Source organism: Wolbachia endosymbiont of Tuta absoluta (assembly GCF_059414725.1).
Map to the genome: position 1 here is coordinate 1 of NZ_JBNRJY010000756.1, position 11,647 is coordinate 11,647.

Here is an 11,647-nt window from a genome sequence, read left to right on the forward strand (position 1 = left end):
ATTCCTAGCAGCGAAATGCAAAGGAGTCGCATCACGCCAACCTTTCTCATCAACATTTGCTCCTTTTTCGAGTAAAACCTTTACTACATCTACGTGACCATTCTTAGCAGCTAAATGCAAAACAGTATTACCCGAATGATCGATCAAGTAATAAGAACTAGTCACGCGCTGGCTCTCTTAAATTACTTTAGCTATAAGTATTAAGAAATTTACCAATCAAAAAAAGGCAAAAGAATCCACATGGTGCTGATTTTATTACTGTAATTGATAATGTGCTAACGCTTAAACGAAGCGTGTTTAGGCTGAATAGAAAAAAATAAAAAAAGGCATGCAACCGCCATAATTTCGCCAATAAACACAAGATTTATCAAGAAGCTTCTATTAAATGAAAGTTATGCAAAAAATCTATTGCAAGTCTTTTAATATTCTGTTAAGAGCTGGAACAAATAAAAATTATTATGTTTGGATTAGAGAATAAGAAATTTCTGATTACTGGTGCATCAGGCGGAATAGGCCAGGCAATTGTAGAAATTATGCATAAGGCCAGAGCAACTTTATGTATTTCTAGTACAAAAAAAGAAATACTCGAAGAAGTTGCTAAAAAATATGAAAAAAACATTCACGTACTTCCTTGCAACTTATCAAATCCTGAAGAGGTAAATCAACTAATAAATAAAGCAAGTGAGTTGATGAAAGGCTTTGATGGACTCATATGCAATGCAGGAATTACACAAGACAGCTTATTGTTGAGAATGACAGATGAAGCATGGCAAAAGGTGATTGATATTAATTTGACCTCCACATTTAAGCTAAATAGAGAAGCATGCAAGAAATTAATTAAAAATAATTGGGGAAGAATCATAAATATTTCTTCAATAGTAGGATTGACAGGAAATGCCGGGCAAGTAAATTATGCAGCATCAAAAGCTGGAATAATAGCTATGAGCAAATCTATAGCAAAAGAAGTTGCAAGTCGCGGTGTAACAGTAAATTGCATTGCTCCTGGATTTATAGATACTAAAATGACTGAAGTTTTAAATGAAGGACAAAAGGAAAAAATATTAGATAACATCCCAATGAAAAGAATGGGAACAGGAAAAGAAATAGCAGCAGGAGTATTGTTTTTAGCAAGCGATGAGGCAAAATATATAACGGGACATGTGCTTAACATCAATGGTGGGCTATTTATGTAGCAACACTTATTTATGGACAAATTATAAGTTTTACTTTACAATAAGTATATATATAAATTTATTTTCGCGTTAGTTTATTACTTGGAGGCAAAAGAATGAGCTATATAATAAAAAAATTTTTTAATGCTTTGTGTATAGTGCTGTTTCTCTCTTTTTCAGATTACGCAAATGCTGCTACTGATATAGATGATACAACTGCCCAAGTAATATGCAATATTATTGGTTATATTTGGGGAATAGGTGGGCCACTTATGACTGTAGTCATAATAGGTGCAGCTTTGCTTGCAATATTTGGTAGAATGCCATGGCCAGCTCTCTTTGCCCTAGGTATGTTTTGTGGTGTATTTTTTGGTGCCAAAGCGATTATAATGAAAATTATACCCGATAGCATTAAACAAGATAGTATGTTGAGCAAGTGTGGGGAAAAATAACTTAAAAATCAGGATGTTTTTGTGTGTATTGTTCCTTCATGTCTTCAATCTGTAACAAATAATGACTGTCTTTCGGTAAAGTTTTAATAGCTAACTCAGCGTACTTCATAAATTTCTCTAAATTACCTTCAATACAAGCCTTTTTCGTCAAAGCAAAATAATACATTGCCATATCAGCGCTACGTTTATATGCAATACTTAAATACTTCCAGACAAAGGCGTTATTTGTTTCTACGTTTGCAACCTGCTCTAGGTAAAAAATTGCCTTCTCTATTTCACCGTGTAATAATAAAGTATGAGATAACGCAAGTTTCACTAAATAGTTATTCTTCTCAGATAAATATCTAAGTGATTCTTCATACATTTTTATTGCTTCACTTAAATTTCCAGCTTTGTATAACATCTCCGCTTTTAATTCATATAAATAAGGATCATTGCGTGACTCTTGAATCAATGAATTAACTTTAGTAATAGCCTCTTCTATCTTTCCTTGCCTATAGTGAATTACAGCATTTACATACTTAGAACTACCTTCATATTTATTAGATAACACATGAATAGGAGCAAAAAAAGAGTCTAGCTTTGCAACCATACGCTCAAACTTCAGCAATTTATCTGCAAGGATTGGTTTTATATTGTTTTTAACCTTATAATTCTGTACAGCAAATATACGCTTATCACTAAGTGGGTGAGTGCGGAAATACTCTTCAGTGTTTTCATGCTCAATACTCTTAAAATAGTCAAAAATCTCTTTCATACCCAAATTATCATAGCCAGATTCATCTAGGTATCTTAAAGCATAGCTATCTGCTACACTCTCTTGCTCTTGAGAATAGTTAAAAAACAACCTTGAACTAAGCGTTACACCACTAAGCAAGATTGCACTCGCAACCTGAGGGTTAATGACAATACTAGAAACTAATCCTACCATATAACTAATCATTGCTATTGATTGAAAATAACCTACAGCACTACTCATTTGTAATACATGACCAGCAGATATATGAGCAATTTCATGTGCTAATATACCAAGTAAGACATAAGGTTCAGTCGAATATTGTAAAAGCCCTAAATGAATGAAAATGCTATTATTGTTAATTACAAAAGCATTAATCGATCTATCATCAACTATAAAAACTTTTATTTTATCATTATCAATACCCGCAGCAGAAAATAAAGGTTGCGCTAGATCCTTAACTACCGCTTCCACTTCACTATCTCTAATAATACTAACAGAGTAAGCGCTATTACAGTATACGAAAAAAAATAGTAAAACAAAAAGCTTAGACATGGAAATTCCTTGTTTGTATAACTTTGAGGAATTTTGTATTTTAACACTTAAACTATACGAATCTATAAACGCTAGTTTAAATTTTGAACGTAACTGATAAGTTTATCAATGGTAGTTAACTTAATATTATGTTGTTCAGCAAATTCAAGCAACTGGGGTAAGCGCATCATAGAGCCATCATCATTCACTAATTCACAAATAACTGCAGAATGATTACATCCCACTAACTTAGCTATCTCAACACTTGCTTCAGTATGACCAGCACGTTGCTCTACTCCACCCTCATGTGCAATCACAGGAAAAATATGACCGGGAGTTATAATGTCATCCTGAGTTCTATTTTTATCAATAGCAACATGTATAGTTTTTGTTCTATCCTCAGCTGAAACACCCGTAGTAATACCATAACGTGCATCAATTGATGTAGTAAAAGCAGTATGATTTTCACCAACATTTTTTTTTTCCATGAAACTAAGGCCTAACCTTTTCATGTGAACTTTAGTCATTGCTAAACAAACAATCCCTGTACCGTATCTAACCATAAAAGCCACATGTTCTGGCTCTAATTTCTCAGCTAATACAATCAGATCACCTTCATTCTCTCTGTTTTCATCGTCAACTAAAATGAATAATTTACCAGAACTAGCATCCCTCAATACATCTTCCACAGAAGAAATACCAGGTAGACTAATTGAAGGATAAGTTACTTGTACCATGATTTACTTAAACTCAATCTTAACTATTTTATACAATTTCTCTCCATTTGGCACTATCACTTCCACATACTCACCAACTTTTTTGCCAATTAAAGCACTACCGAGTGGTGAATCCGTAGAGATCAACTGCTTTGAAGCATCAGCTTCATATCCACCTACAATCTTATAAACATATTCAATTTCACTGTTATCATCACCGAGCATGCTTACCGTAACAGTTGCACCAAACATTACTGTATCACCAGACAAATTTTTTACTTCTATCACTTCTGCATGTGAAAGTTTACTTTCTACCTCAATTATACGGCCTTCAATAAAACTTAATCTCTCCCGTGCTGCATGATATTCTGCATTTTCTGATAAATCGCCTTGATCACGAGCATCAGAAATAGCCTGTATGATAGAAGGTTTTTCTTCCTTTAATTTCTCAAGTTCGACTTGCATACTCTCAAAACCTTCCCTTGTAATAGGAAACTTGTTAACAATGGATGAAGTCATAATCACCGCCTAAACGCAATTAAATTGAGTGACAAAATCACTCACAATACCAAGAATATCATCTTTTATATCATCATTCATGTCACCCGACAACTTTTTTAAAACTCCAGGGTGAACAGTTTGAAAATAATTGATAAGATCACACTCGAACCTATTGATGTTGCTCACCTGTACCTTATTTAATTGACCATACAGATTAGAAAAGATATACATAAGCAATACTTGCTCTTCTATTTGCATAGGTGAATACTGTTTTTGCTTTAATAATTCAATAAGGTATTTACCTTTGTTTAAGGACAATTGAACAGTAGCATCAAGATCAGAACCAAATTTAGCAAAGTCTTCCAGTTCTCTATATTGGGCCAAACTCAGCTTTATAGAACCAGCAACTTTTTTCACAGATTTCAATTGTGCAGCAGAGCCAACCCGAGAAACCGATAAACCTATATTCACTGCAGGGCGAAATCCTTTGTGAAACAATTCAGACTCAAGAAAAATTTGTCCATCGGTAATTGAAATCACATTAGTTGGAACATATGCAGATACATCGCCAGCCTGAGTCTCAATAATCGGCAAAGCAGTCAAATATCCCTGTCCTTTTTCATCAGACATTTTGGCAGCTCTTTCAAGCAAGCGAGAGTGTACATAGAATATATCTCCAGGATAAGCTTCACGACCAGGAGGACGTCTAAGCAATAAGGACATCTGCCTATATGCCACAGCATGCTTAGATAAATCATCATATACCACCAAGCAATGCATTCCATTATCACGGAAAAATTCTCCAATAGTGCAACCGGTATAAGGTGCTAAAAATTGCATAGGCGCGCAGTCAGATGCGCTAGCCACAACTACGGTTGTATACTCTAATGCTCCACTTTCTTTTAGCTTATTCACCACTTTTGCTACTGTCGAAATTTTTTGTCCAATAGCAACATAAACACAGTAAATTTTTTGATTTTCGTTTACCTCATCATTAATCTTCTTCTGATTGATAATAGTATCAATCGCAATAGTGGTTTTACCAATTTGTCTATCGCCAATAATTAATTCACGTTGCCCTCTACCTATAGGAATCAACAAATCTATAATTTTAATTCCTGTCTGCAGAGGTTCATGCACAGATTTACGGTCAATAATACCTGGCGCTTTAGATTCTATATACATTTTGTTCTTGGCTCTAATTTCTCCGCCATCGTCTATAGGATCGCCTAATGCATTTACAACTCTCCCTAATAATTCATGACCTACAGGCACCTGTACAACATCACCACTACATTTTACAACGTCCCCTTCTTTTACATCACGGTCATTGCCAAGCACAACTATTCCAGCTGTATCATGATCTAAATCAAGAACTATTCCTTCTACACCGCTTGCAAAAGATACCTTTTCACCAAACTTTGCTTTTTCCAGCCCATAGACCAATGTGATACCATCCGTTACTGAAATTACTTCACCTATATTTTCTCGTTTTATAGGATTATCAAATGTCTCAACCTTCTCTTTTATTATGTTTACTACTTCAGAGGCATTTATGCTATTCTTCATATACAATTCCTTATTTTCAACATTTCCATTTTACTCAAATCAACCAATCTATCCAAATAACTCTTAAGCGAAGCATCAATCACGTTAAAACCATACCTAACTACAAAGCCACCTAGTATAGAAGGATCAACCACATGACTGACTTTTATTATTTTACCAAGAAAGTTCAAAGATTCAGTAATTATTTTTATATCAGGTTTCTTTAAAATCTCTGCTGATTTTATAGTAATTTCCAATTCATTTTCACTTTCCCTTACAAGATTTAAGAATTTTTCTAATATAAGGATTAATAAACGGGAGCGCTTGTTTGCAAGTGTAACCATAATAAATTTGACTAAGTTTTCACTCAAGTTCTCCTTTATAGAAAGTATCGCTTCTTTTTTGTGCAAAAGAGAAACCATAGGATGAGATAGATACACAAAAACATCTTGATCTTTAAAAAAAGCTAACAAAAATTCTACTTCTTTTCTTATAATACCTAATCTGCTTCCTGAGACATGAAACAGTGCTCTAGCATAAGATGAAACTAAATTATTGTTTTTCATATTCAATTACCTGTTCTAGTAAATCTAAATTATTTTAGCTACCATTGTTCAATCCAAGCATTTTTTATATAAATAGGTCTTCTCCTTAAGGAAAGAAAACATAAATCATATCTGACTGAATAATCTAAAAAATCAAGATTTTTACTTAAGAAATATTTAGAAGAATTTATAATAGACTGACACTGAAAATGAGATATCGGTACTTCTTTTCCAAATAAACTTGTTTTAACTTCTATAAAAATCAGCTCCCTTTTTTTAGATACAATTAAGTCAATTTCACCCAACTTACAACGGAAGCGACGTTTTATAACATTATAGAATTTCAGCTTTAAATATATCGAAACTAACAATTCTCCAAAGTAACCTACAAAATAGCGTAACCTACTTACCATAAAAAGAATAATTAGCTTTGTGTAACTACTTTGCTTCCTTTTTTATTTTTACTATAAATCTCACCTTTTGCTGAAATATCTCTATCAACTAGCTCTATCACTGCCATTGGAGCGCAATCACCCTTTCGAGTACCAAATTTTATTATTCTAGAATATCCACCTTTACGGTCTTGATAACGATTAGCTAGAACGCTTAATAATTTATCAACTACTAACTTACTATTATGAAGACGTGAAAGCAAAAGCCTTCTACCATGTAAAGAATCGTTATTCTTAGCAATTGTAATAAACTTTTCCACATATGGACGAAGTGCTTTAGCCTTTGGTAAAGTAGTTACAATCTGCTCATGATTAATTAACGAGATAGATAGATTCTTTAACATTGATAACCTATGCTCGGTACAACGAGACAGTTTATTTTTCTTTATTCCATGTTTCATATACTACCTAATCCTCATCAGTATGTTGTTTAGCCAGTTCATCTATATCCTTAGGCGGCCAATTTGGTATATTCATACCCAAAGACAAACCTGAATTATTTAAAATTGCCTTGATTTCATTCAAAGACTTTCGGCCAAAATTAGCAGTTCTTAACATTTCAACTTCCGTCTTTTGCACAAGATCACCTATATAAGTGATATTTTCATTTTTCAGACAGTTATGAGATCTAACAGATAATTCCATTTCATCTACTTTACGCAATAGAACAGGATCATAGCCCAAATCTTTAGCACCACTAGACAAAGAAACTTGCGATTTTTTATAACTCATATCAGAACTAATAAAAGGCTGAAATTGCTCCTGTAATATTCTTGCAGCATAGTCAACAGCTTGACTTGGAGAGATTGTACCATCAGTTTCAATTGACAATATCAGCTTATCTTTATCAGTAACTTGACCAACACGACTATTCTCTACTCTATACGAAACCCTCTCAACAGGACTATATAAAGCATTAACTGGAATAAAACCAATTAAATCTTGTTCATTCATAGACTTTAAAAATTCATTTTCTTTATATTTATTTACAGAAAGATAACCTTTTCCACTAGCAATATATATAGTAATGTTAAGCTCCACATCTTGACCTAGTGTACATATCACCAAATCTTTATTAACAATAGAGCATTGGTCATCAGTTTCTATCATTCCAGCTAATACTTGACAAGGCCCTTTAGCGCTCAAATTTAAGCACTTATTAGACGTGTTATTTAACTTACATCTCAACATGCCCATATTTAATGCTATATCAGTTATGTCTTCCCTAACTCCTTGGATCGAAGTAAATTCATGATTCACGCCTTCAATTTTTATTCCATAAACAGCACTACCGCGAAGAGAAGACAACATTACACGCCTTAATGCATGACCCAACGTTAAAGCAAAACCACTTTCCAAAGGTTCTAGAACTATATCACTTTTTTTACTTGAATCACCTGATATTACCTTAATCGCATTAGGCTTAGTTAATCTATCTAAATTTCCACAGAAAGAGACATTATCACTATAATACATACAAAAACCTTCCAAATATCCTATACTCTTCTTTTTTTCCTTAGTCTACACCCATTATGAGGTATCGCCGTTTTATCTGCAATTGAAGTGACAGTCAATCCACAATTCCGAAGTGCTTTAACTGCAGCTTCTGCACCAAAACCAGGACCACGAATTATTACAGAAACAACCTTCATACCAAATCTCTCTATTACTTTCTTCGCAGCAGAATCGGCAACCTTACCTGCAGCATAAGGTGTGGATTTTCTCGAACCAGAAAAACCACATGCACCAACAGAAGTCTGGTAAAGCGTATTACCACAAACATCAGTCACATTTACAAAAGTATTATTAAAAGTTGCACGAATATGGACAATACCAGTAATAAACCTTTTTGTATTCTTACCAACCGTTTTAACTTTTTTCATAAAAACTCACGATAATAACAAATTTTATTTTTTTCCAGCAATAGGCAATTTAGATCTGCCTTTACGAGTTTTAGCATTAGTATGGGTTCTTTGTCCCCTCACAGGCAAACCTTTTCTATGCCTTAATCCTCTATAGCAACCGATTTCCATTAAAGATTTTATATCCATAGCTACTTTTTTTCTGAGCTCACCCTCTATGACATATTTTTGCCTAATAAAACTACTAATTTTCTCTATATCTTCATCTTGTAATTCTAAAACACGCTTACGCTCATCAATTTTACAGCTACGACAAATTATATTCGCAGTAGTAATACCTATACCATGTATATAAGTTAATGCAAAAGGAACACACTTCTTCACTGGAACATTTATGCCTGCAATACGTGCCACTGATACCTCGATACTTTATTAATAATAACTCTTAATTTATACCATAAAACAACTTATAGTCAAATCAAATTACAAGAAATTTTACTTTCAATCTCTTGCATTACTCTATCAACACTCAAATTAGCGTTAATTGTTAACAACTTGTCCTTATAATACTCGCGCAAACCCTCTATCTGAGAATGATATTCTCTTATCCTCTTATTAATTGCAAGCATATTAGCATCATCAATTCTCTTCTCCAATCTCGTACTTTTACATTTAGCACAAGTAGTATTCTTAAAAGAAGATATACTATATATACTTTTACAATCCAAACAAGTAAGACGATCTTTTAATCTATCAATTGCAATATTATCGTCAAGCTGCAACTCAATTACAAGATCAACATCCCTATTGCATCTATTTTGCAAAACTTGAGTTAAAAAATGAGCTTGATTTAAATTTCTTGGAAAACCATCTAACAAAAAATCACCATCTATTAATGCAAGCTGGTCACACAATAATTTACATATAACTTCATCTTGAATTAAATTACCAGATTCAACAGTATCCTTTATTCCTTTACCTAATTTACTCCCACTAGATATAATATTCCTTAATAAATCTCCTACTGAAACTAATTTAAAATTATACTTTGCTATTAACAAACTGGACTGAGTACCCTTACCAGAGCCAGGAGGACCAAAAATTGTAATAATCACTTTAGCTTCCTTGTTTTAGACTCATATTTCTTTATCCAACTATCGTACCTATTTGAAAAAACATAAGATTGTACTTGCATAATAGTATCAGTAATAACGTTAACTATAATCAGCAAGCTCGTCCCACCAAAAATAAATGGTATATCATAATGATACCTCATAATTTCAGGTATAGTACATATTACCACCAAATACGCAGACCCAATAAATGTTAATTTAAAAACTATATCTTGAAGATAATCAGAAGTATGTTTTCCAGGCCCTCTACCAGGAATAAAACCACCATTTTTCCTAAGAAAATCAGCATTTTCCTCTGGATTAAATATAAAATTGGTATAGAAAAAATTAAAAAGTACTATGAGTATTAAGTAAGTTATAATGTACATCACTTTATTTTCCATAAAGTAGTTTAAAATAAAATCAGCAATGGCATGACCCTTATAGAAATTTGCAATTGAAATAGGCGTTAATAAAATTGCGTTAGCAAAAATAGTTGGTATTACACCAGATAAATTGATCTTCAATGGAATGTAAGTAAAATCATCATTATGTAATTTTTTAAACTGTTTTTTGGGATATTGAACAATTACCTTTCTATAAGAAGATTCTGTAAAAATGACTAAAAGGAGCAGTAAAAAAAACAATGCTATAACAAAAAGGGTAATGAAAAACGACATACTACCATTTTTATTTAATGTTAGCAGAGATGATAAAGCATTATGTAATTCAGATGTTATGCCAGTAAAAATGATTAATGAGATACCATTGCCTATACCGCTCACACTGATCCGCTCACCAAGCCATATTAAAAATATAGTTCCACCTAAAAGGCTAAAGACACCTATAGTACGAAACATAATACCAGGTTCAACTACAACTAATACCCCTTCCCTATTCATTCTTTCTAACCCTATTAAGATCGTAATTGATTGAAAGATACAAAACACTATAGTCATATAGCGTATATAAGAGTTCATCTTTCGACGTCCCAACTCTCCGTCATTTTTAATTTCATTGATTCCTTTAACGGCAGAAGATAATAATTGCATAACTATGGATGCAACTATGTATGGCATAACGTTTAACGCCAAGATCGTCATTCTAGCTAAAGCGCCACCAGAAAATAAATTAAATACTCCAAAAACACCAGAACTCTCTTTTGGAAATATATCATTGATTATATCAAGATTAATTCCAGGAATAGGAACATAAGTGCCTAAACGATAACAAACTAAAGCCATTAGAGTAAAAAATATACGCTTTAGTAAATCACTTTTATATAACAGCGTAGAATCCAAACTATTAAATGCAAATTTACTGTTCATGATTTACGATAGTATTTCTACACTACCACCAACTGAAGCTACAGATCTTTTTGCAGCTTCTGATGCAAAATCAACATGAAACACAAATTTTTCGCTTAATTTACCCTTATTAAGAAGTTTGATTTTACTTTTAACAGATCTGATAAAACCTAACTTATGCAGTAGCTCCTTATCTATGATAGAATCCTTGACTATTTTTTTAGCTTCCATTAAGCGCTGTACATCCCCAACATTAAATATAGAGTATAAGTTTTTGCGTATAGGCTTAAAACCTCTTTTAGGTAAACGAGTATATATAGACTGCTGTCCACCTTCAAAACCATTTATAGAAACGCCACTTCTCGCTTTTTGCCCTTTATGCCCCCTACCAGATGTTTTACCTTTACCACAACCAATACCTCTACCTAATAATTTAGGCTTCTTTTTCTTAGATAATTTGGTAAATATAGAATTTAATTTTACAGCATCATTCATAGTTTACCTATTTCCAACTATCTCACTAATCTTTTTACCCCTCTTACCTGCCACTTGGCGAGGAGATAACATAACATCAAAAGCCTTAAATACTGCACATATAATATTATGGGGATCGATCTTTTTGCAGCTTCTGATGCAAAATCAACATGAAACACAAATTTTTCGCTTAATTTACCCTTATTAAGAAGTTTGATTTTACTTTTAACAGATCT

Annotated in this window: 16 protein-coding genes and 1 pseudogene; 2 read left to right on the forward strand and 15 right to left on the reverse strand. The window is 33.0% G+C overall.

What is annotated here, in order from left to right; all coding sequences use genetic code 11:
* Nucleotides 1–165, reverse strand: a 165-nt coding sequence (locus ACJ5GX_RS07865) for an ankyrin repeat domain-containing protein (RefSeq protein WP_495292884.1), incomplete at its 3' end; no start/stop codon positions are given.
* 293 nt (nucleotides 166–458) lie between these two features.
* Between ACJ5GX_RS07865 and fabG the strand changes: the two genes are divergently transcribed.
* Nucleotides 459–1,193, forward strand: a complete 735-nt coding sequence (gene fabG / locus ACJ5GX_RS07870; RefSeq protein WP_007302563.1) for a 3-oxoacyl-[acyl-carrier-protein] reductase — start codon at nucleotides 459–461, stop codon at nucleotides 1,191–1,193.
* 95 nt (nucleotides 1,194–1,288) lie between these two features.
* Complete coding sequence (locus ACJ5GX_RS07875) at nucleotides 1,289–1,624, forward strand: TrbC/VirB2 family protein (protein ID WP_007302562.1); 336 nt, start codon at nucleotides 1,289–1,291, stop codon at nucleotides 1,622–1,624.
* Between the two features lies 1 nt (nucleotide 1,625).
* Here the strand turns inward: ACJ5GX_RS07875 and ACJ5GX_RS07880 are convergent, their stop codons facing one another.
* From ACJ5GX_RS07880 to ACJ5GX_RS07945, 14 genes and pseudogenes are all read right to left on the reverse strand, one after another.
* Nucleotides 1,626–2,915, reverse strand: coding sequence for a M48 family metalloprotease (locus tag ACJ5GX_RS07880; protein WP_007302561.1), 1,290 nt, complete (start codon nucleotides 2,913–2,915; stop codon nucleotides 1,626–1,628).
* A gap of 71 nt (nucleotides 2,916–2,986) precedes the next feature.
* Nucleotides 2,987–3,631 (reverse strand): 3,4-dihydroxy-2-butanone-4-phosphate synthase, encoded by a 645-nt coding sequence (ribB, locus tag ACJ5GX_RS07885; RefSeq protein WP_007302560.1) that lies wholly within the window; start codon nucleotides 3,629–3,631, stop codon nucleotides 2,987–2,989.
* Between the two features lie 3 nt (nucleotides 3,632–3,634).
* Nucleotides 3,635–4,129: a transcription elongation factor GreA gene (gene greA / locus ACJ5GX_RS07890; protein ID WP_007302559.1), complete on the reverse strand. Its 495-nt coding sequence runs from the start codon at nucleotides 4,127–4,129 to the stop codon at nucleotides 3,635–3,637.
* A gap of 9 nt (nucleotides 4,130–4,138) precedes the next feature.
* Complete coding sequence (gene atpA, locus ACJ5GX_RS07895; protein WP_495292882.1) at nucleotides 4,139–5,680, reverse strand: F0F1 ATP synthase subunit alpha; 1,542 nt, start codon at nucleotides 5,678–5,680, stop codon at nucleotides 4,139–4,141.
* Nucleotides 5,677–6,225: an ATP synthase F1 subunit delta gene (gene atpH, locus ACJ5GX_RS07900; protein WP_007302557.1), complete on the reverse strand. Its 549-nt coding sequence runs from the start codon at nucleotides 6,223–6,225 to the stop codon at nucleotides 5,677–5,679. Before atpH ends, atpA begins: the two co-directional genes overlap by 4 nt.
* A gap of 38 nt (nucleotides 6,226–6,263) precedes the next feature.
* The gene (locus tag ACJ5GX_RS07905) at nucleotides 6,264–6,617 is read right to left on the reverse strand and encodes a YraN family protein (RefSeq protein WP_010404733.1); all 354 of its coding nucleotides are present in this window, start codon (nucleotides 6,615–6,617) and stop codon (nucleotides 6,264–6,266) included.
* An 11-nt stretch (nucleotides 6,618–6,628) separates the two neighbouring features.
* On the reverse strand, nucleotides 6,629–7,057 hold the full coding sequence (gene rplQ, locus ACJ5GX_RS07910; RefSeq protein ID WP_010404731.1) for a 50S ribosomal protein L17: 429 nt from the start codon (nucleotides 7,055–7,057) through the stop codon (nucleotides 6,629–6,631).
* Between the two features lie 7 nt (nucleotides 7,058–7,064).
* On the reverse strand, nucleotides 7,065–8,132 hold the full coding sequence (locus ACJ5GX_RS07915; protein WP_007302554.1) for a DNA-directed RNA polymerase subunit alpha: 1,068 nt from the start codon (nucleotides 8,130–8,132) through the stop codon (nucleotides 7,065–7,067).
* Between the two features lie 20 nt (nucleotides 8,133–8,152).
* The gene (gene rpsK, locus ACJ5GX_RS07920) at nucleotides 8,153–8,539 is read right to left on the reverse strand and encodes a 30S ribosomal protein S11 (protein WP_006012273.1); all 387 of its coding nucleotides are present in this window, start codon (nucleotides 8,537–8,539) and stop codon (nucleotides 8,153–8,155) included.
* Nucleotides 8,540–8,563: 24 nt separating this feature from the next.
* On the reverse strand, nucleotides 8,564–8,932 hold the full coding sequence (gene rpsM, locus ACJ5GX_RS07925; protein WP_007302553.1) for a 30S ribosomal protein S13: 369 nt from the start codon (nucleotides 8,930–8,932) through the stop codon (nucleotides 8,564–8,566).
* 59 nt (nucleotides 8,933–8,991) lie between these two features.
* Nucleotides 8,992–9,633, reverse strand: a complete 642-nt coding sequence (locus ACJ5GX_RS07930; protein WP_495292883.1) for an adenylate kinase family protein — start codon at nucleotides 9,631–9,633, stop codon at nucleotides 8,992–8,994.
* Nucleotides 9,630–10,958 (reverse strand): preprotein translocase subunit SecY, encoded by a 1,329-nt coding sequence (gene secY, locus ACJ5GX_RS07935; protein WP_052265057.1) that lies wholly within the window; start codon nucleotides 10,956–10,958, stop codon nucleotides 9,630–9,632. The genes ACJ5GX_RS07930 and secY overlap by 4 nt, the downstream gene beginning before the upstream one ends.
* A 3-nt stretch (nucleotides 10,959–10,961) precedes the next feature.
* On the reverse strand, nucleotides 10,962–11,432 hold the full coding sequence (rplO, locus tag ACJ5GX_RS07940) for a 50S ribosomal protein L15 (RefSeq protein ID WP_052265058.1): 471 nt from the start codon (nucleotides 11,430–11,432) through the stop codon (nucleotides 10,962–10,964).
* 3 nt (nucleotides 11,433–11,435) lie between these two features.
* A pseudogene (locus tag ACJ5GX_RS07945) lies at nucleotides 11,436–11,549 on the reverse strand (30S ribosomal protein S5); the annotation flags it as partial.
* Between the last annotated feature and the right edge of the window lie 98 nt (nucleotides 11,550–11,647).

What these genes read in the sequence shown, in the direction of transcription:
- ribB (WP_007302560.1), bottom strand. Translation starts at nt 3,631, where the DNA reads ATGGTACAAGTAACTTATCCTTCAATTAGTCTACCTGGTATTTCTTCT.
- atpA (WP_495292882.1), bottom strand. Translation starts at nt 5,680, where the DNA reads ATGAAGAATAGCATAAATGCCTCTGAAGTAGTAAACATAATAAAAGAG.
- ACJ5GX_RS07880 (WP_007302561.1), bottom strand. Translation starts at nt 2,915, where the DNA reads ATGTCTAAGCTTTTTGTTTTACTATTTTTTTTCGTATACTGTAATAGC.
- fabG (WP_007302563.1), top strand. Translation starts at nt 459, where the DNA reads ATGTTTGGATTAGAGAATAAGAAATTTCTGATTACTGGTGCATCAGGC.
- rplQ (WP_010404731.1), bottom strand. Translation starts at nt 7,057, where the DNA reads ATGAAACATGGAATAAAGAAAAATAAACTGTCTCGTTGTACCGAGCAT.
- ACJ5GX_RS07915 (WP_007302554.1), bottom strand. Translation starts at nt 8,132, where the DNA reads ATGTATTATAGTGATAATGTCTCTTTCTGTGGAAATTTAGATAGATTA.
- rpsK (WP_006012273.1), bottom strand. Translation starts at nt 8,539, where the DNA reads ATGAAAAAAGTTAAAACGGTTGGTAAGAATACAAAAAGGTTTATTACT.
- atpH (WP_007302557.1), bottom strand. Translation starts at nt 6,225, where the DNA reads ATGAAAAACAATAATTTAGTTTCATCTTATGCTAGAGCACTGTTTCAT.
- ACJ5GX_RS07875 (WP_007302562.1), top strand. Translation starts at nt 1,289, where the DNA reads ATGAGCTATATAATAAAAAAATTTTTTAATGCTTTGTGTATAGTGCTG.
- greA (WP_007302559.1), bottom strand. Translation starts at nt 4,129, where the DNA reads ATGACTTCATCCATTGTTAACAAGTTTCCTATTACAAGGGAAGGTTTT.
- secY (WP_052265057.1), bottom strand. Translation starts at nt 10,958, where the DNA reads ATGAACAGTAAATTTGCATTTAATAGTTTGGATTCTACGCTGTTATAT.
- rplO (WP_052265058.1), bottom strand. Translation starts at nt 11,432, where the DNA reads ATGAATGATGCTGTAAAATTAAATTCTATATTTACCAAATTATCTAAG.
- ACJ5GX_RS07905 (WP_010404733.1), bottom strand. Translation starts at nt 6,617, where the DNA reads ATGGTAAGTAGGTTACGCTATTTTGTAGGTTACTTTGGAGAATTGTTA.